Annotated in this window: 19 protein-coding genes; 13 read left to right on the plus strand and 6 right to left on the minus strand. The window is 69.7% G+C overall.

All coding sequences use genetic code 11. The features are described from left to right. Positions 1-25 precede the first annotated feature (25 nt). The 4 genes from NRY95_00450 to NRY95_00465 all read left to right on the plus strand — a co-directional run bounded on the left by NRY95_00450 (position 26) and on the right by NRY95_00465 (position 2,887). Entirely contained in the window at positions 26-505 is a 480-nt protein-coding gene (locus tag NRY95_00450; protein ID UYC16494.1) for an Lrp/AsnC family transcriptional regulator, read from the plus strand. A gap of 145 nt (positions 506-650) precedes the next feature. Then, the gene (locus NRY95_00455; protein UYC16495.1) at positions 651-1,523 is read left to right on the plus strand and encodes a hypothetical protein; all 873 of its coding nucleotides are present in this window, start codon (positions 651-653) and stop codon (positions 1,521-1,523) included. Positions 1,524-1,555: 32 nt separating this feature from the next. After that, positions 1,556-2,374, plus strand: a complete 819-nt coding sequence (locus NRY95_00460) for a hypothetical protein (GenBank protein ID UYC16496.1) — start codon at positions 1,556-1,558, stop codon at positions 2,372-2,374. Positions 2,375-2,569: 195 nt separating this feature from the next. Continuing rightward, positions 2,570-2,887, plus strand: coding sequence for a hypothetical protein (locus NRY95_00465; protein ID UYC16497.1), 318 nt, complete (start codon positions 2,570-2,572; stop codon positions 2,885-2,887). Positions 2,888-3,197: 310 nt separating this feature from the next. Here the strand turns inward: NRY95_00465 and NRY95_00470 are convergent, their stop codons facing one another. From NRY95_00470 to NRY95_00495, 6 genes are all read right to left on the minus strand, one after another. Next, positions 3,198-4,226 (minus strand): patatin-like phospholipase family protein, encoded by a 1,029-nt coding sequence (locus NRY95_00470; GenBank protein UYC16498.1) that lies wholly within the window; start codon positions 4,224-4,226, stop codon positions 3,198-3,200. A gap of 416 nt (positions 4,227-4,642) precedes the next feature. Continuing rightward, positions 4,643-5,659 (minus strand): TIGR00266 family protein, encoded by a 1,017-nt coding sequence (locus tag NRY95_00475; GenBank protein UYC16499.1) that lies wholly within the window; start codon positions 5,657-5,659, stop codon positions 4,643-4,645. A 268-nt stretch (positions 5,660-5,927) separates the two neighbouring features. Continuing rightward, positions 5,928-6,782: a phosphatase PAP2 family protein gene (locus NRY95_00480; GenBank protein ID UYC16500.1), complete on the minus strand. Its 855-nt coding sequence runs from the start codon at positions 6,780-6,782 to the stop codon at positions 5,928-5,930. 363 nt (positions 6,783-7,145) lie between these two features. After that, positions 7,146-8,009, minus strand: a complete 864-nt coding sequence (locus NRY95_00485; GenBank protein ID UYC16501.1) for a phosphatase PAP2 family protein — start codon at positions 8,007-8,009, stop codon at positions 7,146-7,148. Positions 8,010-8,379: 370 nt separating this feature from the next. Then, on the minus strand, positions 8,380-9,168 hold the full coding sequence (locus NRY95_00490) for a rhomboid family intramembrane serine protease (protein ID UYC16502.1): 789 nt from the start codon (positions 9,166-9,168) through the stop codon (positions 8,380-8,382). 103 nt (positions 9,169-9,271) lie between these two features. Continuing rightward, positions 9,272-10,225, minus strand: coding sequence for a TerC family protein (locus NRY95_00495; protein UYC16503.1), 954 nt, complete (start codon positions 10,223-10,225; stop codon positions 9,272-9,274). Between the two features lie 254 nt (positions 10,226-10,479). Between NRY95_00495 and NRY95_00500 the strand changes: the two genes are divergently transcribed. From NRY95_00500 to NRY95_00540, 9 genes are all read left to right on the plus strand, one after another. Then, entirely contained in the window at positions 10,480-11,661 is a 1,182-nt protein-coding gene (locus NRY95_00500) for a class I SAM-dependent rRNA methyltransferase (GenBank protein UYC16504.1), read from the plus strand. Between the two features lie 736 nt (positions 11,662-12,397). After that, positions 12,398-15,565 (plus strand): TonB-dependent receptor, encoded by a 3,168-nt coding sequence (locus NRY95_00505; GenBank protein UYC16505.1) that lies wholly within the window; start codon positions 12,398-12,400, stop codon positions 15,563-15,565. Between the two features lie 137 nt (positions 15,566-15,702). Then, positions 15,703-16,467 (plus strand): SapC family protein, encoded by a 765-nt coding sequence (locus NRY95_00510; protein UYC16506.1) that lies wholly within the window; start codon positions 15,703-15,705, stop codon positions 16,465-16,467. A 5-nt stretch (positions 16,468-16,472) separates the two neighbouring features. After that, entirely contained in the window at positions 16,473-17,492 is a 1,020-nt protein-coding gene (locus NRY95_00515) for a cupin-like domain-containing protein (GenBank protein ID UYC16507.1), read from the plus strand. A gap of 34 nt (positions 17,493-17,526) precedes the next feature. After that, positions 17,527-19,050 carry a tryptophan 7-halogenase gene (locus NRY95_00520; GenBank protein UYC16508.1) on the plus strand — a complete coding sequence of 508 codons (1,524 nt, stop codon included), beginning with the start codon at positions 17,527-17,529 and terminating at the stop codon, positions 19,048-19,050. Positions 19,051-19,342: 292 nt separating this feature from the next. Then, complete coding sequence (locus NRY95_00525) at positions 19,343-20,593, plus strand: dipeptidase (GenBank protein ID UYC16509.1); 1,251 nt, start codon at positions 19,343-19,345, stop codon at positions 20,591-20,593. 152 nt (positions 20,594-20,745) lie between these two features. Continuing rightward, positions 20,746-21,897, plus strand: a complete 1,152-nt coding sequence (locus tag NRY95_00530) for a glycerate kinase (GenBank protein UYC16510.1) — start codon at positions 20,746-20,748, stop codon at positions 21,895-21,897. Between the two features lie 231 nt (positions 21,898-22,128). Next, on the plus strand, positions 22,129-22,530 hold the full coding sequence (locus tag NRY95_00535) for a DUF2628 domain-containing protein (protein ID UYC16511.1): 402 nt from the start codon (positions 22,129-22,131) through the stop codon (positions 22,528-22,530). 185 nt (positions 22,531-22,715) lie between these two features. Continuing rightward, positions 22,716-23,927 carry an MFS transporter gene (locus NRY95_00540; protein ID UYC16512.1) on the plus strand — a complete coding sequence of 404 codons (1,212 nt, stop codon included), beginning with the start codon at positions 22,716-22,718 and terminating at the stop codon, positions 23,925-23,927. Positions 23,928-24,065: the final 138 nt, after the last annotated feature.

The following is a 24,065-nucleotide window of genomic DNA, read 5'->3' on the forward strand; positions in this document are numbered from 1 at the left end:
GCGAACCCATGTTGCGGAGCAGTAAATGACGGAATCGGCCCTGTTCGACCGCACCGACCTGCGCTTGCTCGCTCTACTGCAGCGGCAGGGGCGGGCCAGCAACGCCGAACTGGCCGCGCAGGTGAACCTGTCGCCGTCGGCCTGCCTGCGCCGGGTGCAGCGGCTGGAGGCCGAGGGTGTGGTCGCCGGCTACGCCGCGCGGCTGGTGCCCGGCGCGATCGGCCTGGGCCTGCAGGCCTTCGTGCGCGTGCAGTTGGAAAAGCACGGGCAGAGCGGCATCGCCCATTTCGCCGACAGTGTGCAGGGCTGGGACGAGGTCGTCGCCTGCCATGCGCTGACCGGCGACATGGACTACCTGCTGCACGTGTACGTGCGCGACCTGACCCATTTCTCCGCGTTCCTGCTGGACAAGCTGCTCAACGCCGCCGGCGTGGCCGACGTCAATTCCAGCTTCGTGCTGCGCACGGTCAAGGACTTCACCGGCCTGCCGCTGCCGCGCGGCTGAGCGTGCGGTCAGGCAGCGGGTCGGGCCAAACGGCGACGGAGCCCAGCGGGCCAGCATCCAGCCCATGCTGTTGTTGCGGTTACAGGACATGTGCTTCACTCGGTGTTTATAACGGGCGATCGCATATCACCGGAGGACGCACACGATGAGATCGGTTTCGCGCCTGGCGTTTTGCTTGCTGTTGGCTAGCATCCTGCCGATGGCCGGCTGCGCCAAGCCCAGTGCTGCCGATTCGCCCGCTGCCACGTCCACCAATGCCCAGGGCTGCGTGAGGAAGCGCCATCTCGGTCCACAGGATCCGTTCCAGACGCCGCCGCCGCTGATGGAAGCGTGCCTGGGGCCTTACAAATTGCGGATCCCGGCCAACTACTTCGGCGACCAGATGGGGCCGAACTTCGACGACAGTTTCGGTCTGTATCTGGAGTATCCGACGCTGCAGCCGTTCGCACCGGGTGAACGCACGCATCTGCGCCTGGATGTGTCGACGCGGACGGTCGATATCGCGTATCACTATCTGGATCGGGTGGATGTGCATGAGGCGCTACGCAGGCGCTATACCGGCTATTCCGCAGACAAGGACAATCCGGCAGAGCATCTGGAGAGCCGTCTCAGGCAAAGCGCGGTGTATGGCCTGACTCCCTACTATGCGGATCTTCCGAAAGTGTTTTCCTACTACAAGGCAAAGGGATACCGGGCGTCGGCGCCTGTGTTCAAAGCGGATGAGCACGATGATTGGTACGTCGAACGGGATGCGAATGGCGAAATTCGCACCTTCATCAAATGCACCTCGCATGTAGTTGCCGAAACCGGTGTGGAATATCGGGACGGAAAGCTGGTGCGTAGCCAAGAAGCCGAACTTCCAGAGTGCCGTCATCTCTTCGCGCTTCCAGAAATCAGTACGCTCGTGGAGGTGCGCTACGTGCGCGCCGCATTGCCGGACTGGAAGAGAATCGAGGATGCGGCCCGCAGCTACATAGAGAAGTTCATGGTGAAAGGAAATCGGGTGCAGAACAGGTAGTTATGTAGGCGAACGTCAAAGGAGCTCTGGAAGTGAATGGTCTGGACAAGCGCGATATCGAAGTGCTCGGTTACTACGCCGAACAGGGAAATCGAGAGCTTTATTGGAACTACCTTGCAAACAAGCAAGGCAACGATGGCTACGGATTGCTCGCGCTCGGTGTAGTCCGCAACGATAATGCACCAGGCGCCACGGCAAACGCGTTCGCCGACAGCCAGGCCCGTCGCGGCCGCGTCGCGATGAGCGAACGGCAGTGGAACGAATTCGGCATTGATCTGATGAAGAGCGACTTCGAGAGTCGGCGAAGCTACTTCGACAATGGCCAGCCCGCGCCGGCGCTCAACCTTCCAGTCAAGGACGTCGAAGCCGTCCACGATGCCACCTTCCAGAAGCACCGCATCAACCCCAACGGCTGGACGCCGCGCGAGCTGCTCGACGCCGCGCGCCGCCATGGTGGCGAGCCCGAGGCGGAGAAAGTCTGGTCGATGATGCTCGACAACTCCGCGCTGGGCCTGGATCGCGCAGGCTCCACGCTGAACGACGTGCGCAAGTACGACGACACGCAACTCGATGTGGTGTCCTACACCGCGCGCATGACCGCTGCGCGCCTGCTCGCGCACGAAGCACGGCCGATCACCGATCCAGAGCGGATCGGCGCCGAGCGCTTCTATTACCAGCGCGATGCGCGGACCGGACAATGGACCAACTGGGTCGATAGTGGCGAGCAGACCATCGCCCAGTCGGTGCGCGATCCGCAGCAGCTGCGCGAACTTGACGATACCCGCGCACTGCGCCTGGAGCGCCAGCAGTTGCGCGAGCAGTTCCATCCCGAGGATCCGTACCGCCACTAGCCGATCCTGCGCAGCCCGCAGACGCTGGCCGAGGCCGATCCGGCGCGCCCGGCGGATGCCGAATTGCTGGCGGCGCGCGCCACCGATCCGACCCGACCGGACCATCCGCGCCACGCCCTGTACCGGCAATGCGAGATGGGCACGTAGGCGCTGGACCGTCAGCTCGGGCGCAGTCCCGACGCGGACAGCGCCTGCATGGCTGCCAGCCTGACCGATCTGGCGGCGCGCAACGGCCTGGAGCGGGTGGACCATGTGCAGTTGAGCGAGCGCGGGCGCAGTGTGCAGGCGGGCGAACTGGTGTTCGTGGTGCAGGGCGACCCGAAGGACCCGGCGCACCTGCGCGCGCAGATGCCGACCGAAGCGGCGGTCCGCACGCCGGTCGCGCAGTCGTTCGAGCGGCTGGCCGAGTTCGATCAGCAACAGGCGCTCGCGCAAACGCAGCAAGCAGCCAGGCAGCTGGATGTGCAGCAGCAGGAAGCGCAGCGCCAGGGCGCGGCGGCGATACGGATCTGAGCGAAGCGGTGGAGCTTGCGCGCGGCGATCATCGTGGTCGCGGCGTGCATCCCACTCCACCCCATGCTCCGCGAGTCGCTGCGCGCCGGACCCTCACCCCAACCCTCTCCCGGTGGGACAGGGGCTAAAGCGCTGCGGCTGTTCCCTTCTCCCGTCGGGAGAAGGTGGCCCGCAGGGCCGGATGAGGGTACGCGCGAAGCCCCGTGCATCCACCTTCACGAGTCGCTGCGCGCCGGACCCTCACCCCAACCCATCCCCCGAAGGGAGATGGGCTATGCGTGGTGCGGTTGTTCTGGACGTGCCGCGACGTTCAGTCCCGCTGCTTGCACGGATCGTCGCGGCCGATCAGGCGGCCCAGGCGCGAGCGCGGTTCGCACGGCGGCGGCGCCGGCTGTGCCGCCTTGGCGGCCGCGGCTGCTGCCGCCGCGCGCTGTTGCTGCAGCTGCGCCAGCTTGGCCTTGATCTGCGGCATCGCCGCCAGCGCGGCCTTCTCGCCTTCCAGGATGGCGGCGTTGCGCTGGGCGAAATCGGCGGCACCGATGTCGTTGACCTTGGGCCGGATCACGATGTCCGCGCGCGCCAGTTCCTGCTGGCCCAGGCGCTGGCCCATGATCGCGATCGACTGGTTGACGATGCCGAGCATGCCGGCCGGGTTCTTGCCGCTGGCCTTGCTTGAGATGTCCACCGCGACCACGAAGTCGGCGCCGAGCTGGCGCGCGGCGTCCACCGGCACCGGGCTGACCACGCCGCCGTCGACGTAGTGGAACTTGCCGATGGTCACCGGCTCGAACACGCCGGGAATGCTGCTGGAGGCGCGCACCGCCTGGCCGGCGTTGCCGCGCACGAACACGGTGCGCTCGCCGTCTTCCAGGCGCGTGGACACCGCGGCGAAGGGCTTGGCGAGCTTCTCGATCGGGCGGTTCTTGAGCTGGGCGTTGACATAGTCCTGCAGCGCCTGGCCCTGCACCAGGCCGCCGGAGAACAGGCGCATGTCGCGGATGCTGCTCTCGTCCAGCGCCACCGCGGCCTGCTGCATCTGGAACGCGTCCATGCCGCTGGCGTACAGCGCGCCGACCACGCTGCCGGCGCTGGTGCCGGACACCACCACCGGCTCCAGCCCGTTGGCCTGCAGCATCTTGATCACGCCGATATGGGCGAAGCCCTTGGCCGCGCCGCCGCCCAGGGCGATGCCGATGCGCAGCGGCTTGGCCGCGGCGGCCGGCGGCGGCCCCACCACCACCGGTGCCGGGGGCGCCGGCTTGGGCTCGCCGCCGCATGCCGCGAGCAGGCCGAACAGGGACAGGGACAGGAGCAGGCGCGGGCGACGGAGGGCGGTCATGGAGGGGTATCGTGGAAGGAGAGGGCGGAGCCGGCGCGAGCATACCGGGATCGGCCTGCACCGCCCACGACCGGAGGTCATGCAGTGGCCTGCCCGGGCGCGTCGCACCGGGCTGGCGAACGCCACGCCGCCGTGTGCGATGGAGCCACGCGGCTTGCGCAATGTGGCCACGGATGCAGCGGACGGCGTGGCGCCGTGCGCTCACGCTCACAGTTCTGCGCAACGCTTCGCGCCGTACCCTCACCCCAACCCCTCTCCCGACGGGAGAGGGGCTAGAGCAGGCTGCGGCTGTTCCCTGCGCGCGGCGGACCATGGCCCACGTCGGGGAAGGTCGCTCGCAACGGAGGAGGTGCGCACGCCAAGGCGATGCCGCCCGCGCCGGCCGCCATCGCCGCGACCGCGGCCACGCAGCCGCCTCAGAAGGTGTTGTCGCCGTCCAGCATCCGGCCCAGCCCGCCGAGCACCGAGCCTTCGCCGCGGTTCTGCCCGCCGCCCTGCGGCGCGGCGGCGAACATGCGTCCGGCCAGGCGCGAGAACGGCAGCGACTGCAGCCATACCTTGCCCGGGCCGGTCAGCGTGGCCAGGAACATGCCTTCGCCGCCGAAGAACATGCTCTTGATGCCGCTGACCGCGCGCACGTCCATGTCTACCGTGGAATGGAACGCGACCACGCAGCCGGTGTCCACGTCCAGGCGCTCGCCGGCGGCCAGCTCGCGCTCGACCACGCAACCGCCGGCGTGCACGAACACCCAGCCGTCGCCTTCCAGCTTCTGCATGATGAAGCCCTCGCCGCCGAACAGGCCGGTCATGATCTTGCGCTGGAAGTGGATGCCCAGCGACACGCCGCGCGCGCCGGCCAGGAAGCTGTCCTTCTGGCAGATCAGGCGGCCGCCGTGCTGGTCCAGCTTCATCGCCAGCACCGTGCCCGGATACGGCGCGGCGAAGGCGACCTTGGCCTTGCCCTGGCCCTGGTGGGTGAACACGGTGGTGAACAGGCTCTCGCCGCTGACCAGCCGCTTGCCGGCCGAGAACAGCTTGCCCATCAGCCCGCCGCCCTGGCTGTTGGAGCCGTCGCCGAACACGGTGTCCATCTGCACCACGGCGTCCTTGAACATCAACGCGCCGGCCTCGGCGACCGCGCTCTCGCCCGGATCCAGCTCGATCTCCACGAACTGCATTTCGTGGCCGACGATGCGGAAGTCGATGTCGTCGGCACGGCCGCTGCCGCCGGGCGGGGGCGGCAGGCCCGGCGGCAGGCTGGCCGCGCTCGCGCCGCGCAGCTCGTCGATCTGGTTGGCCGGCTTCCAGCCGCTCTGGCCCTGGCGCCAGGCCATGGCGGCGGGGTTGTTGCGGGCGAAGGCGATGGCGTCGGCATCGTCGAACGGGCCGGAGCGGGTCTGCTCGCTGCCGGTCAGGAAATACCACTGGGTCATGGCTGCAGGTCCTTGGCGGAAATCTGCGGCGAGTCTAGCCCGCCGCCCCGGTCGATTCGCATCTGCCCAATGGCATGGGTGCGGGGACCCCTCGTGAAGTCGGGGACGGCAATGTGGGAGGGGCTTCAGCCCCGACGCGTTGGACATTCCGGCGTCGGGGCTGAAGCCCCTTCCCCAAGTTGCGCCCGCCCTCGCGCGAGGTGTCGATGTCGCGTCACGCCGGCTGCGATTCGCCGGCGTGACGGTGTAGCGGCCGCTATTGCTGCGCTTACAGCGCGCTGGCCGGCCGCACCTGCAGGGTCTTGGCTTCCGCGGCGCAATCCTTGGCCGGGGTCAGGCCCTGCGCGCGCGCGGCGGCGATCTCCTTGCGCGCGCCCTCCAGGTCGGCGCGGAACTGCGGATTGTCCTGCAGCCTGGCGACCGTGGCCGCGCCGACGATGCGGCTGGCCAGCACGTCGCTCTGCCAGTGCACGTTGCAGACGATGCGGCTCTCGCCGTAGCTGCGGCCGCGCGCCATCAGGGCGTCGGTGCGCGCCGGATCGGCTTCGCTGAGCACCTGCGCCCAGGCCCAGCCGATGGAGGTGTGGCCGGACGGGTAGGAGCCGTTCGGGCGCAGCTCGGCCTCGTCGGCGGGCGTGCAGCTGGCTTCGCCGTTGTCCATGAACGGGCGCGGCACGTGGTAGTAGGCCTTGGCCTTCTCCGCGGCGTCGCCGGCGTCTTCGGCCACGCGCTGCAGCAACCGGTACAGGTGCGGGGTGTGCTCGACGCTGACCTGGACCCCGAGCGGGCAGCTGAAATGGTTGGCCGCGCCGGGGAAATGCAGTTCGGCGTCCTGCGCCGCCTGCGCGAAGCGCGGGGTGCCGCGCATCGCCCGCGCTTCCCGGTTCACCGCTTCGTCCAGCGCGCGCCCGGCCGAACCCTTGGCCGGTGGCGGCGGCACCAGCAGCAGGCTGTCGGGCAGCTGCGCCGGCGTCAGGTAGCCGCTGGCCTTGGCCTCGGCCATCGACTTGGACGCGGCGGCGGCGGGCGGCTTGGCCTGCAGCAGGGTCGGCGCGGCGATCGCCGCAGTCAGGGCCAGGCCGAGGCCGGCGAGCACGGGGAAGCGGGAGGAGCGACGAACCATGGCGGGATCCACTGCAGGAGAGACCGGCCATGTGAAGGCAAAAATGTGACAGTGCGTGGCGCCGTCGCGATCGCCGTACAGCTGGCGTCAGGCAAAGCCGGCGCGGCCTTCGCCAGCGCCGCGCGCGACGCCCGCCGCGGAGGCGGCGCGCGGCACGTCGCGCCTCGGGCCTGGCGCGTCGTGCGAAGGAGCCGCGGCGCGCGGGGCCCGCGTTCCAGGGCCGAACCGGTGCTGGAGCGCGAAGCCGGCATCGCCTGCACCCGCCAGTCCGGCACCGGCGGACCGGAAGCGCCGGTGCTGCTGCGTTCTTCGCCGCCGACCTTGATCCAGATCCGGCGCGCGCCGGATCGCGCCGGTTGCGCGCTACAGCGCGCTGGCCGGCCGTGCCTGCAGCGTCTGCGCCTGCGCCGCGCAGTCTTCGCCGGGCGTGGCGCCCTGCGCCCGCGCGCGTGCGATCTCGCCGCGCGCTGCGTCCAGGTCGGCGCGGAACGCCGGGTCGGCATGCAGCCGCGCCACGGCGGCCGCGCCCATGAAGCGGCCGGCCAGCACGTCGCTCTGCCAGTGCACGTTGCACACCAGCCGGCTCTCGCCGTAGTTGCGGCCGCGGGCGATCAAGGCATCGGCGCGGTCGGGCGCGATCTCGCTCAGGATCAGCGCCCAGGCCCAGCCGATGGCGCTGTGCCCGGACGGGTAGGAGCCGTTGTGGCGCAGTCCGTCCTCGTCCTCCGGGGTGCAGGTCGGCTGCTGGTTGCGCATGAACGGGCGCACACGCCGGTAGTGGTTCTTGGCCGCCTTGGTCGCGGCGCTGGCGTCGATGCGGCTGCGTTCGAGCAAGGTGTACAGGTGCGGGGTGCGCTGCGCGTCGATGGCCACGCCCAGCGCGCAGGCGAACTGGCCGGCGCCGGCCGGGAAACTCAGATCGGCGTCGCGCGTGGCCTGCTGCCAGCGCGTGCTGCCGCGCAGCGCCAGCGCCTCGCGGTTCACGGCCTGGTCCAGCGCTTGCCCGGGCGACCCTTCGGCTGGCGGCGCCGGCAGCAGCTGCAGGCTGGCCGGGACCGCGGCAGGCGCGAGGTAGCCGACCGCCTTGCCCGGCTCGGCCGCGGCCATCGCCTGTGCCGATGCCGGCGGTGCCGGAGCACGCGCGGTCGGGGCGCTGCACGCGGCGAGCGCGAGCGCCAGTAGGGCGAGGGCGGCAGAACGGAAACGGAAGGCAGGGGACGCGGACATGCGATCTCGGGTGACGACGAGGGATCGGGCAGTGTACGACCGGTGGCGTGGCGCGGCAGGCCGCCATGGCGCAGGCCGGAGGGTCTGGAGCGGTGCTGCCTGCAGCAGCCAGGTCGATGCGTCCAGCGTGCGCGCGAGGCGGTGTTGGACTGGGACGGCAGCAATCACGCCGAAGCGGGCGGTCACCCTGTGGGAGCGACTTCAGTCGCGACGGGCCTTGCCGGTAATGCGTCGCGACTGAAGTCGCTCCCACAAAAAAGCGCGCGCCAACCGTCAGTACCTGGGCCGCATGGTCCAGCGCCGGGAAGCGCGGCAAGCAGGCAGCCGCCATCGTGCTGCGTAGCGGAGGGCCACGCCCGTGGCGCCAGCCTCAGCCCTCGTCGCGTTCCGGCCGCGGCGGGAAGCGCACCACCACCCCGCGCGGCACCTGCGGCGGTTGCCACAGCACCGGCACCTGTGCCGGCGGTGGCGGCTCCAACTCGTCGTTCAACGGCGCCAGCGTCTCCTCGTCCTCGTCTTCCCAGCTGTAGCGCTTGCGCGGCGGCAGCGGGTCGCGGTGGCGCAGCAGCAAGGCCGCGACCGCACCGCCCAGCGCGCCGCCCAGGTGCGATTGCCAGGACACCCCGGCCTCGTGCGGCAGCACCGTCACCAGCATGCCGCCGTAGAACAGGAACGCGATCATGCTGGCGGCGATCGCGGCGCGGTCACGGCGCAGCAGGCCGAGCACGAACACCAGGAACAGCAGGCCGTGGGTGACGCCGCTGGCGCCCAGGTGGTGGCTGCCGGGTTCGCCCAGCAGCCACGCGCCCAGGCCCGAGCCCAGCCACAGCAACGGCAGCGCCGCCACGGTGGCGCGCGGATACACGCTGCCGGCCAGCGTGCCCAGGATCAGCAGCGCGCCGGCATTGGCGGCCAGGTGCTCCAGCGACCCGTGCAGCAAGGGCGCGGTCAGCAGGCCGAGCAGGCCGCTGGCCTGCTGCGGTCCCACCGACCACGGCCGCCAGTCGAACAGGCCCTGGCTGGCGAACACCGCCACCAGCAGCGCGATCAGCGCGAGGCTGGCGTTGAAGGCGCGCAGGATCCGTGCCCGGTCGAAGCGGTCCTGCGCCTGCGCATCGTCGGCAGGCGGGGGCGGGGAGAGCGAAGGAGAGGTGTCCATGGTCCCTGGATGGCGGCGCCTGTCGTCCAGGGCAAGGCGCCGCCGGTGGGAGGGACTGGCCACGGCCGCGGGACAATCCCGCGGCCGTGGTCGTGCCCGTGCCTCAGTGCGCCGGCCTGGCCGGGCGCAGCAGGCTCAGCGCCACCGTCGCGCCGATGATCAGGGCCACCGCCAGCAGCGAGACCAGCACCGGGATCTTGTACAGGTCGATGATCAGCATCTTGGTGCCGATGAACACCAGCACGATCGCCAGCCCGTACGGCAGCAGGTGGAAGCGGTCGGCCATGCCCGCCAGCAGGAAGAACATCGCGCGCAGGCCCAGCACCGCGAACACGTTGGAGGTCAGCACCAGGAACGGGTCGGTGGTGATCGCGAAGATCGCCGGGATGCTGTCCACCGCGAAGATCACGTCGGTGATGGCGATCAGCATCAGCACCGCGAACAGTGGGGTGAACCAGCGCTTGCCCTGCTGGATCACGCTCAGCGCGTTGCCGTGGTACTGCGGGGTCAGGCGCAGGTGCTTGCGCATGAAGCGCAGCACCGGGTTGGCTTCCAGGTCCGGTTCCTTGCCTGCCGAGAACCACATCTTGATGCCGGTCAGCAGCAGGAACGCGCCGAACACGTACAGCAGCCAGTGGAACTTGGTCAGCAGCACCGAGCCGGCGAAGATCATGATCGCGCGCAGCACGATCGCGCCGAGCACGCCGATCACCAGCACGCGCTGGCGCTGCTCCTCCGGCACCGCGAAGTAGCTCATGATCATCAGGAACACGAAGATGTTGTCGACCGCCAGCGACTTCTCCACCAGGTAGCCGGTCAGGAACTCCAGCCCGTACTGGTTGCCGGTGGCCACGTCGATGGTCTCGCGCAGGTACCACCACAGCCCGGCGTTGAAGGCCAGCGCCAGCCCGATCCAGCCCAGGCTCCACCACAGCGCTTCCTTGAAGGTGACCTTGTGCGGACCGCCGTGGCGCATCAGCACCAGATCCGCCAGCAGCGCTGCGATCACCACGATCGCGAAACCGCTCCACAACCACACGTTGCCTATCGTTTGCATGGGGAATTCCCGTCAGTGAAGGTTGAACCTCGGGCCGCGGCGGCGAGGCGTCCTGGACGGAAACGTTGGGATCGTTCCAGGGATGCCTTCGCCACTGCGGCGAAGGTCTCGCTCGCAGCCGATGGTCTGGCTGCCGTTGCACCGGAGCCCGCGGGCTCGAATTGACGGCGACAACGTTGGGAGCTACTCCCCTTCTGCGCCCATTCTTGCGGCTGGCGGCGGTGGCGTCAATCGGGGCGGATACAATGGCGTTCATGAATACTCCCCTGCCCGTCCTCCGCCTCAAGAACGCCTGGCGCTCCAGCCATCCGTGGATCTTCCAGAAACTGGTCGAAAAGCCCGCCGCCAAGCCCAAGCCGGGCAGTCTCGTCGACGTGGTCGGCGTGGACGGCGAGTGGGTCGGCCGCGGTTTCTACAACGGTCATTCGCGCATCGCCGTGCGCATCCTCGAGATCGATCCGGAGGTCGCGGTCGACGAAGCCTGGTTCGCGCGCAAGATCGCCGAGGCGGTGTCGCTGCGCCGCGACGTGCTCAAGCTGGACGCGGTGTCCGACGCCTGGCGCGTGGTGCATGCCGAAGGCGACGGCCTGTCCGGGCTGGTGGTGGACCGCTATGGCGACCTGCTGGTGGTGGAGTTCTTCAGCGCCGGCATGTTCCGCTACCGCGACTGGATCTACGCCGCGCTGCGCACCCAGTTCCCCGGCGCGCGCTTCTACAGCTTCGCCGAGGAGCACGTGCAGAAGCAGGAGAGCTTCGACTACCGCCCGGTGTCCAGCAGCGGCGAGCGCCCGGAGCCGGCGATCATCAGCGAATACGGCGTGCGTTTCCGTGCCGATCCGGCCGGTGCGCACAAGACCGGCTTCTTCGCCGACCAGCGCGAGAACCGGCAGTGGCTGAGCCAGCAGGTGGCCGGCAAGCGCGTGCTCGACCTGTGCTGCAACACCGGCGGCTTCGCCGTCTACGCCAAGGTGCGCGGCGCCGAGGAAGTGGTCGGCGTGGACATCGACGAGGACGTGATCGAGATCGCCAAGGGCAACGCCAAGCTCAACGACGTGCGGCTCAAGTTCGTGCAGGCCGACATCTTCCCGTACCTGCGCGATGCCGCGCTGCGCGGCGACCGCTACGACGTGGTGATCCTGGACCCGGCCAAGATGACCCGCGACCGCGACCAGGTGATCCCGGCGCTGAAGAAGTATCTGGACATGAACAAGCTGGCATTGGGCGTGGTCGCGCCCGGCGGGCTGTTCGCCACGTTCTCCTGCACCGGCCTGGTCGCCGAGCACGAGTTCCTGGACATGCTGCGCCGCGCCGCGTATTTCTCCGGCCGCACCATCCAGATCCTGAAAGTGGCCGGCGCCGGCGCCGACCACCCGTTCATGGCCCACGTGCAGGAATCGCGCTATCTGAAGGCCGTGTTCTGCCGCGTGCTGAATTGAGCCACCGCTGCGCGCCGGCGCTCGCCGCGCGCAGCACGATCGGGTGACCGCACAAATGCCGAGCGGCCTGCCGACGCAGCGCTGGCGCTGAGCGGCGTCTGCACAGTCGCGTGCGCCGAGCCGGCCACGCATTCACGCCTGTGCGCATACCGCTTTGCATCCCACGCATCCCGCGATTGCCGCCAGCGGCGATGCGCTGCATGCACTCGCCTGCGGCACGCGGCGGCGTGCGCAACGACAACGGCGCGCGTCCATCGCGGACCGCGTGAATTGCGCAACGCCGACCCTGATAACGCTTACATCGTGGTCTGTATCCCATCCGATGTACGCACAACGTAGCTTTGCTGCGCCGCACGGTGACAAACGTCGGCACACGGGATTAGGTTTGCGGCGTCGGGTGATAGCGCTATCACTCCCGGCCAGGCGCCGGGAGATGTGGTTGCCGCGTCACCCGCCGCGGCGCCAGCGCCGCACCGATTTCGCTTCGTGTTCGAGTACCGGCATTGGTTGTAGCGGGCGGCCGTTCCGGCGCCCGGATCGGAAGCGGGCGCGCGATGGCGCACCCGGCGCCCTTCGGGGGAAGGCGCGATCCATCCATCGATCGAGACGTAGGGGATCACATGCAGGCATGCAGCGATGCGTGCCACGTACCAGGGACCGCTTCGGCGCGGGCAATCGCCGCGCCGCACGCCGCAGACGGCGTTGTCCGTCCGACTCCAGCACCGAGGACATTCTGATGCGTCAGCAGTTGAAGAAGTTCCGCTCCAGGGCCATGTTCACCTTCGTCGGCGGGGTACTGGTGGTCAATCCGGCCTTCGCCCAGCAGGCGCCGCAAACCCAGGCGCAGTCCCAGACCAGCCAGCAGCAGTCCTCTCCTGACGCGACCACGCTGGACACCGTCAGCGTCACCGGCATCCGCAACAGCCTCAACCAGTCGATGGGGATCAAGCGCGACAACGCCGGCGTGGTCGATGCGATCAGCGCCGAGGACATCGGCAAGTTTCCCGACACCAACCTGGCCGAGTCGCTGCAGCGCATCACCGGCATCTCGATCGAGCGCCGCGACGGCGAAGGCGCGCAGGTCACCGCGCGCGGCTTCGGTCCGCAGTTCAATGCGGTCACCCTCAACGGCCGCGTGATCCCCGGCGCCGATGCGTTCGGCGCGCCGGGCGCGGTGCCGATCGGCGGCGTGGACGGCGGCACCCGCGCGTTCAACTTCGCCCAGCTCGCCTCCGAGGCGATCACCGGCCTGGAGGTGTACAAGACCAGCCGCGCCAATGCGCCCAGCGGCGGCATCGGCGCCACCATCAACATCCTCACCGACCGCCCGTTCAACCACAAAGGCCTGGTCGCCAGCGCCGGCGCCAAGGCCGCGTACGACGACTCGCAGCCGTTCGACAACAAGGTCACGCCGGAAGTGTCCGGCATCTTCAGCTACACCAACCCGGACAAGACCTGGGGCATCGGCCTGAGCGGCAGCTACCAGAAGCGCCGCGGCGGCTCGGTGCAGGCCACCGAGAACACCTGGAACATCCAGCCCTGGACCGGCACCGATCCGGCGCTGCGCCCGGACGCCACCGTGCAGAACGCGCCGGCGATCGGCCAGCTGTACGGCATGCCCAACGACCTGCGCTACGCCTTCGCCGATTTCGAACGCGAGCGGCTCAACGGCCAGGCGGTGGTGCAGTTCGCGCCGACCGACAGCCTGACCCTGACCCTGGACTACACCTACTCGAGCAACGAGATCCGCGAGGACCGCGGCGAGCAGGGCATCTGGCTGCAGCGCGCCAACAGCTTCACCGACCTGGTGTTCGACACCGGGCAGGCGGTGGCCACGCCGGTGTACCTGCGCGACGTGCCCAACGGCGCCAAGGACTTCGGCATGGAGCAGCAGCGCAACATGCAGAAGTACAAGCTCGGCTCGCTAGGCTTCAACGCCGACTGGCAGGCCACCGACCGCCTGCGCCTGACCTTCGATGCGCACGATTCCAAGACCCAGAGCCTGCCCAACGATCCGGTCACCGGCGGCAGCGCCACCTACTTCAGCTTCGCCGGCACCAACAACTGCACCGGCGGCACCCAATGCGGCGGGCAGTGGGCGCAGGAACTTTTCTTCAACAACAGCCTGCCGATCGGCGCGCGCACCTGGTATCCGACCGCGGCCGATTCCATCGCCGGGACCAATGGCGTGGTCAACCAGGACTTCTCCCCGGCCGAACTCGGCTCGCAGGTGCTGCGCATCTACTACCAGAGCCAGGTGACGGAGGTGAAGGAAGGGCGCGTGGACGGCCAGTTCGACTTCGACAACGGCCGCTTCCAGTTCGGCGTGGACAGCGCCAAGACCACCATGCACCGGCGCACCAGCGACACCTATTCGACGCTGGGCGACTGGGGCGTGGCCAACGCCGGCAACGAGCCGGGCATGCTCGCGCTGCTGCAGCCGGTCGGCATCACCGGCATGTTCAACGACTTCAACGCCTCCGGCGCGGCGCCCGGCGCCTGGCGCGGCAACGCCGACCAGCTGGCGCTGTGGGGCGGCAGCACCTACGGCGCGACCACGCGCTACAACCCGCAGTTCAGCGCCGACAACCAGGTCGAGGAGAAGACCCGCGCCGCCTACATGCAGCTGGAGTTCGACGGCGAACTGGGCGGCATGACCACCAATACCCGCATCGGCGTGCGCTACGAGAAGACCGACGTGGTCTCCACCTCGCAGGTCGCGACCCCGACCGCGCTGGAGTGGCAGGCCAACAACGACTTCCAGTTGTTGCGGTCCAGCGAAGTGCAGCCGTTCAGCGAGAAGCACAGCTACAGCTACGTGCTGCCGAACCTGGACTTCAGCGTCAACCTCACCGATGAACTGAAGGCCCGCGCCTCGTTCGGGCAGAGCATCGCGCGCGCGCCGTACAACAACCTGATCGCCGGGCCGACGCCGGGCACGCCGAGCGGCTCGATCCTGATCAATCCCTCCACGCGCGCGTCCGGCAGTGCCCAGAACCCGAGCCTGGATCCGCTGGAATCGAACAACCTGGACCTGGCGCTGGAATGGTATTTCGCCGACGCCAGCTACGTGTCGCTGACGTTCTGGGACAAGCGCGTGTCCAACTTCATCGGCACCAGCGTCACCCGCGAAAACCTCTACGGCCTGCGCGATCCCACCTCCGGGCCGGACGCGCAGGCGGCGCTGGCGTTCCTGCAGAGCGGCGCCTGCGCCGCGCAGGTCGGCGCCGCCGGCAACGACGTGGCGGCGGCCTGCTCGGCCAACGACACCTCGCTGTTCTCGGCGGTGGCGATGCTGCGCAACGCCGCGGCCACCGGCGGGCTGGGCGCCTACAACGGCAGCTCGGCGCAGACCCTGGCGCTGGAGAACGCCTACGACCTGGTCGGCGAGGCCGACGATCCGCTGTACGAGTTCGACGTGTCGCGCCCGGTCAACCAGAACAAGGCCAAGATCCACGGCTGGGAAATGGGCGGGCAGTACTTTTTCGGCGACACCGGGTTCGGCGTCTATGCCAACTACACCATCGTCAAGGGCGACGTCGGCTTCGACAACACCGTGCTGGACCGCGACCAGTTCGCGCTGCTCGGCCTCAGCGACACCGCCAACGTGATGCTGATGTACGAGAAGTACGGCTGGAGCGCGCGCCTGGCCTGGAACTGGCGCGACGAATACCTGATCGCGGCCAACCAGGACGGGTCCAACCGCAACCCGTACTACGTCGAGCCGTACCAGCAGCTGGACCTGAGCGTGAGCTACGCCATCACCGACAACCTGTCGATCGGCTTCGAGGCGATCAACATCACCAGCGAGGACGTGCGCTGGCACGGGCGCTCGAAGAAGCAGGTGATCAAGGTGCTGGACCAGAGCCCGCGCTACACGCTGGGCGTGCGTTACAACTTCTGAGCACGGCAGGCCGTGCGCGGCGGCGGCCGCGCGCGGCAGCGCACCCCACGCCGCACCGCGTCTTGCGGGCGCGGCGCTTTGCTGCAATGGTCGCGTGGCGCCCCGCCCGGTTCCGCCACCGATCCGCTGGAGTCCAGATGGCCCGATACGAATTGCTCAACAACGTGGCCCACCAGGACCTGCGCGTGATCCTGCGCTTCGGCCCGGAATTCGGCGACGCCACCGGCGTGGTGCAGGCGTTCCCGACCGAATACGCCGAGTTGCAGCGCGAGTATCCGATCCTGCTGCGCAAGGACCCGGGCGGCGGCGGTTTCCAGTCGGTGGCGCTGCTGGGCTTCGAGCAGCACGAAAATCTGTTCCTGCAGGACGCGCGCTGGAATGCGGCGTACCTGCCGGGCATCGTCGCCAAGGGCCCGTTCCTGATCGGATTCCAGGAGCGGCTCGAGGACGGCGCGTTGCGCCGCGAACCGGTGATCCACGTCGATCTCGACCATCCGCGGGTCAGTTTCAGCGAAGGCGAGCGGGTGTTCCTGCCGCAGGGCGGGCACAGCCCGTACCTGGAACACATCATCACCGTGCTGCGCGGCATCCGCGACGGCGTGGAAGGCGGCGACGCCATGTTCGCCGCGTTCGATGCGCTGGGCCTGATCCAGCCGCTGCGCATCGACGTGCAGCTGGGGCAGGCGCACAACGTGCATCTGGCCGGGCTGTACGGCATCGACCGCGAACGGCTGGCCGCGCTGGATGCGGCGTCGCTGCATGGGTTGCACCGCGCCGGCTATCTGGAAGGCGTCTACCTGCTGCTGGCCTCGCTGCACAACATGCGCCGGCTGATGGCCGAGAAGCAGCGCCGCCTGCAGCAGGCCGGCGCGAACGCGGTCGCCTCCGGGCAGGCTGCCTGAGCGGCATGGAAGCGTTGGCGGCGATTGCCGAGCGCAGCGATTGCCGGGCCGGCGCATTGCCGCTGGCCGACCTGCTCGATGCCGGCGAGCCGGTGGTGCTGCGCGGCGTGGCGCGCGACTGGGCGCTGGTCCAGGCCGGGTTGCGCGGCACGCGCGCGGCGATGGACACGCTGCGCGGGCACAGCAACGGCCGCCCGCTGCAGTATTCCTACGGTGCGCCGGAGATCGCCGGCCGGCCGTTCTACAACGACGACTTCACTGCGTTGAACTTCGAGGTGCGGCGCGGCGATCTGCACGGCCTGCTGGACGCGATCGCCGCGCACCTGGACGATCCGCAACCGCCGGCCTATTACCTGGCCTCGCTGCCGGTGGACGACAGCCTGCCGGGGTTCCGCGACGGCAACGATGTGGACTTCGCCGCGCACGGCGTCCAGGCGCGGCCGAGCATCTGGATCGGCAACCGCATCACTGCGTCCTGCCACTACGACGCGCCGAACAATCTGGCCTGCTGCGCGGTCGGCCGGCGCCGCTTCACGGTGTTCCCGCCGGAGCAGATCGGCAATCTGTATCCCGGCCCGCTGGAGCCGACGCCGGGCGGGCAGGCGATCAGCGTGGTGGATTTCGCCGCGCCCGATGTCGCGCGCTACCCGCGCTTTCGCGATGCGCTGGCGCATGGCCGCAGCGCGGTGCTGGAGCCGGGCGATGCGCTGTTCCTGCCCAGCCTTTGGTGGCACCACGTGGAGGGGCTGGAAGCGTTCAACGTGCTGGTCAACTACTGGTGGAGCAGCGCGCCGGCGTACCTGCCGGCGCCGATGCAGGCGCTGCATCACGCGCTGTGGGCGATCCGCGACCGGCCGGACGCGGAAAAACAGGCGTGGCGCGCCATCTTCGACTACTACGTGTTCGGGCCGGCCGAGCGTGCCGGCGCGCACCTGCCGGCGCAGGCGCGGCAGCTGCTCGGGCCGATCGACGACACACGGGCGCGGCAGCTGCGCGCGATGCTGCTGGCCAAGCTCAACCGCTGACGCGGCCATTCACGACCGCAGGAGAGACGAGGCAATGGGCCAGATACGCAAGGTGGTGATCGCGGGCGGCGGCACGGCGGGCTGGATCGCCGCCTGTGCGCTGGCGCACCAGTTCCGCGAGCTGCTGGACATCACCCTGATCGAGTCCGAGCAGATCGGCACGGTCGGCGTGGGCGAATCCACGGTACCGCCGATCCGCAGCTTCCACCGTTTCCTGCAGATCGACGAGCAGGACTTCCTGCGCGCCGTGGCCGGCACCTTCAAGCTGTCCATCTCGTTCGAGAACTGGCGCCGGCATGGCGAGCGCTACCTCCATCCGTTCGGCCTCACCGGACAGAGCACCCTGGTCTGCGCGTTCCACCATTTCTGGCTGGAAGCGCAGCGCCGCGGGATGCTGTCCGACCTGGGCGACTATTGCCTGGAGACGGTGGCCTCGCGCGCGGACCGTTTCGCGCTGCAACAGTCGCCGCCGGTCAACTACGCCTACCACCTCGATGCCGGGCTGTACGCGCGCCTGCTGCGCCGCCACGCCGAGCGCCATGGGCTCAAGCGCGTGGAGGGCAAGATCCAGCAGGTGCGACAGCACGCCGAGAGCGGCTTCGTCGAGGCGTTGCTGCTGGAAGACGGCACGCCGATCGAAGGCGACCTGTTCATCGACTGCACCGGCTTCCGCGGCCTGCTGATCGAGCAGACCCTGCACACCGGCTACGAGGACTGGACGCAGTGGCTGCCATGCGATCGCGCGGTGGCGGTGCAGACCGAGGCGGTGGCGGCGCCGGTGCCCTACACCCGCGCCATCGCCCATGCCGCCGGCTGGCGCTGGCACATCCCGTTGCAGCACCGCGTCGGTTGCGGACTGGTGTTCTCCAGCGCGCACCTGTCCGACGACGAGGCCCGCGCCAAGCTGCTGCACGACGCCGCTGCGCCGCCGATCAAGGACCCGTGGCTGGTGCCGTTCCGCAGCGGCCGCCGGCTCAAGGCCTGGAACAAGAACGTGGTCGCGCTGGGCCTGGCCAGCGGCTTCATCGAACCGCTGGAATCGACCAGCATCCACCTGACCATCGCCGCGGTGATGCGGCTGATCACGCTGTTCCCCACCGAGGGCATCGCCCCGGCGATGGCGGACATCTACAACGAGGTCAGCCGCGCCGAGATGGAACACGTGCGCGATTTCATCATCCTGCACTACCACGCCAACCAGCGCGACGAACCGATGTGGCAGGCCTGCCGCGAGATGGCGCTGCCCGAGTCGCTGCAGCAGCGGCTGCGCGCCTGGCGCGAGCGCGCGCATGCCTGGCAGGGCAGCGACGAACTGTTCCGGGTGGATTCGTGGATCCATGTGCTGCTCGGCCAGGGCATCGTGCCGGCGCAGCACCACCTGCTGGCACGCGCGCTGCCGGACCAGCAGTTGCAGCAGTTCCTCGACACGATCCGCCAGCCCATCGACCGCGCGGTGGCGCAGATGCCGTCGCAGGAGGCGTTCATCGCGCGCTATTGCAAGGCCGAGCCTGAGGTGTGGGCGGGACGGACCCCTGTCGCGGTGCCGGCGCCGGCATGATGCGCAGTGGCGTGCGTACCGGCGCGCATGCCGCGCCGATTGCGTCACGCGCGCACGGGATCGGTCGGTAGCGCCGGCACGGCCTGCGCTGCTGCTGGCGGGGGCCTCGCCTGGCGAGCGGGGCATGCCGGATGCGCGTGGCGGACCGGCATCGGCCAACGTTGCGCGGCTTGATCGCGCCGGGCGGCAAGCGTGGCGCCACCCCGATGCGTGCACCTACCCGCCGCGACGCGGCCCGGAGGTCGCGGCATGGCTATCATCGGCTCGACGCCCTATCCGAGAGTTCTTGCGCATGACGCTGCGAGCCCTGTGTCTTTCCCTTTCGCTGGCGCTGGCCGCGGTGCTGCCGGCGCATGCCGTCGACTTCAGCAAGGCCGAGCTGGCCCGCGCCACGGCGTTGCAGCAGCGGCTGCTGACCCTGGATTCGCACCTGGATACGCCGGCCAATTTCGAACGCGGCGATTTCGACATGATGACCGCGCATGCCGGCAATCGGCTGGCGCAGGTGGACTATCCGCGCATGGTCGCCGGCGCGCTGGACGGCGGCTTCTGGGCGATCTACACCGGCCAGGGCGACCGCAGCGCGCAGGCGCACCTGGACGACCGCGATGCCGGGCTGCAGCGCCTGATGGCGATCCACGCGCTGCTCGCGGCGCACCCGCAGCAGTTCGGCCTGGCCACCACGCCGGCCGATGCGGCGCGGATCAAGGCCGCCGGCAAGCGCGTGGTGTACCTGAGCATGGAGAACGCCAGCCCGCTGGTCGCCGATCCCACGCTGCTGCGCTTCTACCACGCGCAGGGCCTGCGGCTGATGAGCACGGCGCATTTCCTCAACAACGAATTCGCCGATTCGGCCACGGACCCGAAGGGACCGGAATGGCACGGGCTCGGTCCCGCGGGGCGCGAGCTGGTGCAGCAGGCGCAGAAGCTGGGCATCGTCATCGACCAGTCGCATGCTTCCGATGCGGTGTTCGACCAGTTGATCGCGCTGTCGCCGGTGCCGATCCTGCTCTCGCACAGCGGCGCGCGCGCGGTGCACGCGCATCCGCGCAACCTCGACGATGCGCGGCTGAAGGTGCTGGCCGCGCACGGCGGGGTGATCCAGATGAATTCCTACGGCGGCTACCTGATCGACAACGGCGCCAGCCCTGAGCGCAAGGCCGCCGAGCAGGCGTTGATCGCCAGGTACGGCGGCTGGGAGCATCTGCAACTGGCCGACGGACCCAGGCTCGGCGAGGAGATGAAGGCGCTGGATGCCAGGTACCCGGTGCGGCAGGCGACGCTGGACGACTTCTTCGCGCACCTGGACCACGTGCTGGCGCTGATCGGCCCCGAGCACGTGGGCATCGGCATGGACTGGGACGGCGGTGGCGGCGTGATCGGCATGGAGGACGTCGGCGACCTGCCCAAGATCACCGCCTGGTTGCTGCGCAAGGGCTACAGCGAGCAGCAGATCGCCGCCATCTGGAGCGGCAACGTGTTGCGGGTGATGCAGCAGGCGCAGGACTGGGCGGCCGCGCAGGCGCGCAGCGGCGCTTCCTGAGCGCTGCGCCGGCGGGGCCGTGTCGCGCTGTCGCGCTTGGGCGTGGCGCCCGGCCTGGCGCTCGCCGATGGCCGAAGACCGGCTCGGCATCGGATCGCGCAAGGCTGCACGCGCCGAACCGGCGCCGCCGCATCGGCTAGCATCGGGGCGACATGAAGATCGTCATCGCCCCGGATTCGTTCAAGGAAAGCCTGTCCGCGCTGGAGGTGGCCACGCAGATCGAAGCGGGCTTTCGCGCCGTGTTCCCGGCGTGGAGCTACCGCAAGGTGCCGGTCGCCGACGGCGGCGAGGGCACGGTCGCCGCGCTGGTCGCGGCCACCGGCGGGCGCGTCGTCGCCCGCACGGTGACCGGGCCGCTGGGCGCGCCGGTCGAGGCCTTTTTCGGCATCACTGGCGATGGCGGCACCGCGATCGTGGAGATGGCCGCGGCGAGCGGGCTGGCGCTGCTGTCGCCGGCCCGGCGCGACCCGCTCGCCGCCACCAGTTACGGCGTCGGCGAGCTGCTCCTGGCGGCGCTGGATGCCGGCGCGCGGCGCATCGTCGTCGGCATCGGCGGCAGCGCCAGCAACGATGGCGGTGCCGGCATGGCGCAGGCCCTGGGCGTGCGCCTGCTCGACGCGCAAGGCCGCGCGCTCGCCGCAGGCATCGGCGGCGGCGCGCTGGCGGCGCTCGCGCGGATCGATGCGAGCGGCCTGGATCGGCGATTGCGGCAGTGTGTGATCGAGGTCGCCTGCGATGTCGACAACCCGCTGACCGGGCCGGCGGGCGCCTCGGCGGTGTTCGGGCCGCAGAAGGGCGCCGCGCCGGCGCTGGTCGCGCAACTCGACGCCAACCTGCAGCACTACGCCGCCGTGATCGAGGCCGAGCTGGGCATCGCGGTCGCCGCGGTGCCTGGCGGCGGTGCCGGTGGCGGCCTGGGCGCGGCGCTGGTCGCCTTTCTGGGCGCGCAATTGCGCCCGGGCGCGGACATCGTTGCCGAGGCGGTGGGGCTGGACGCGCTGGTGGCCGAGGCCGATCTGGTGATCACCGGCGAGGGCCGCCTCGACAGCCAGAGTCTGCACGGCAAGACGCCGCTCGGCGTGGCGCGTATCGCCAGGCGCCACGGCAAGCCGGTGATCGCGATCGCCGGCGGGCTGGGTGCCGGCGCCGAATTGCTGCATGCGCATGGCATCGACGCGATGTTCGGCGCGGTGCAGCGCGCCGGCATGCTGGAGCAGGCGCTGGCCGAGGCGGCGGCGAACCTGCGCACCGCGGCCAGGAACGTGGCCGAGGCGATCAGGATCGGACACGGCCTGGGACGGTGACCGGAGCGTGGCGTCGCGCGCGCCTGTGGCGCACCCATGGCATCTGCCGCGTCCGCAAGCCGGGTTGCGGACGTGCACCGGCACCGATGCGGATCGGACGACCGGCTACGGCGCAGCCCGCTTCAGCGGTGAACCATGCGCGCCGCATTGGTGCCAAGCAAGGCGGCGTATGGTGCGGGGCTGGCCTGTTCAGCTACAATGAAAACGATTACAAAAAGGAATTGCGTCTACATGAACAACCAGAACCTCCCCGAGCGCGCGCCGCTCAGCCCGAAGTGGCAGTTCCGCTTCGATTTCTTCGACCGCCATGGCGGTCCGACCTCGCCCGACTTCAAGCCGGCGTTCAAGGCGCTGTCGTTCGGCGAGCGCCTGAAGATCAACATGAACTTCTTCGCGTTCTTCTTCGGCTGGATCTACTTCTTCATCCTCGGGCTGTGGCGCAAGGCGATCGTGCTGATCGGCATCTCGGTGGCGATCGGCGTGCTGTCGTTCTTCCTGCCGAAGATGGTCGTCAACGGCCTGGGCGTGGCCTATTCGCTGCTGGTCGGCATGATCGCCAACTACGCCTACTACCTGGAGCGGAAGAAGGGCAGCACCAGCTGGAACCCCTTCGAAGGCATGCGTTGGTGGTAATCGATGGGTCGCGCCGCGCCGGCTGAGTCCGCGCGGCGTGCACCCTGGGGTATCCCCCATTCCCGCGGCGATCTGCTCGGGATTGACGGCACGCCCCGCCACGGCGCAACGCTGTGTCGTGGCGGGACGGCTTGAGTCCGCCGGTGTCGGCGCCTACCGTGGCGCCTTCGCTGCCAGGCTCCCCCATGTCCCCACTCGCTTCCAAGGCCGATGCGGCACCCGCCGGCCTGTCCTCCGGCCTGATCGCGCTGTTCGCCGCCGCTTGCGGCCTGGCGGTGGCCAACATCTATTTCTCGCAACCGCTGATCGGCATCATCGCGCCGGAACTGCGCCTGCACGCGGGCCTGGCCGGGCTGATCGTGGCGCTGACCCAGCTCGGCTACGGCGCCGGCCTGCTGTTGCTGGTGCCGCTGGCCGACGTGGCCGAGAACCGGCGCCTGGCGATCGCGCTGCTGGGCGGGGTGGTGCTGGGCCTGCTCGGCATCGGCCTGTCGCAGTCGGCGGCCAGCTTCCTGGTCGGCTCGTTCGTGGTCGGGGTGTGCGCGGTGGCCACGCAGATCCTGGTGCCGTTCGCCTCGCACCTGGCCCCGGAAGCGAGCCGCGGCCGCGTGGTCGGCACGGTGATGGGCGGGCTGTTGGCCGGGATCATGCTGGCGCGGCCGTTCTCCAGCTTCGTCGCCGCCACCCTGGGCTGGCGCGCGGTGTTCTTCCTGTCCGCCGGCATGATGCTGCTGCTGATGGCGGTGCTGCGCTGGCGCCTGCCGCAGCGCCGGCCCGCGCAGCGCGCGTCCTATGCGGCGGTGCTGGCCTCGCTGCCGCGCCTGTATGCTGCCACGCCGCTGCTGCGCCGGCGCGCGTTCTACCAGGGGATGATGTTCGCCGCCTTCAACGTGTTCTGGACCGGCTCGCCGCTGCTGCTGGCGCAGTCCTTCGGCATGGACCAGCGGCACATCGCGCTGTTCGCGCTGGCCGGCGCCGCCGGGGCGTTGGTCGCGCCGCTGGCCGGGCGCATGGCCGACCGCGGCTGGACCCGCCCGGCCACCGGCTGGGCGCTGGCCGCGGCGGCGCTGTCGTTCGGCATCGGCGCCTGGGCCGCGCACGCGCATGCGCTGCTGTGGCTGGTGGTCGCCGCGCTGGTGCTGGATGCGGCGGTGCAGGTCTGCCAGGTGCTGAGCCTGCGCAGCATCTACATGCTGGCGCCGGAGCAGCGCGGTCGCCTCAACGGCCTGTTCATGACCTCGGTGTTCCTGTGCGGCGCCACCGGCTCGGTGCTGGCCGCGGCGGTGTTCGCCTATGCCGGCTGGTCGGGGCTGTCGCTGCTCGGCGCCGGCTTCGGCGTGGCCGCGCTGCTGTTCTACTTCAGCGAATTCCGGCGGGCGGCGGCGCCGGCGCGCTGAGCGCGTATAAGCGTGCGCTCGCTGATGGCTGACGGCGATGCTTTCAGTCTTGCTATGAAGCCCTTGCCCTTGCCTGCGGTGTCGCGGCTCTGGTCATGACGAGGTATATACTTTTGCAGTACCTCAGGCCGGAGATCA

Origin of the sequence: Xanthomonas campestris pv. phormiicola, assembly GCA_025666215.1 — a bacterium.
GTDB classification, from domain to species: domain Bacteria; phylum Pseudomonadota; class Gammaproteobacteria; order Xanthomonadales; family Xanthomonadaceae; genus Xanthomonas_A; species Xanthomonas_A campestris_A.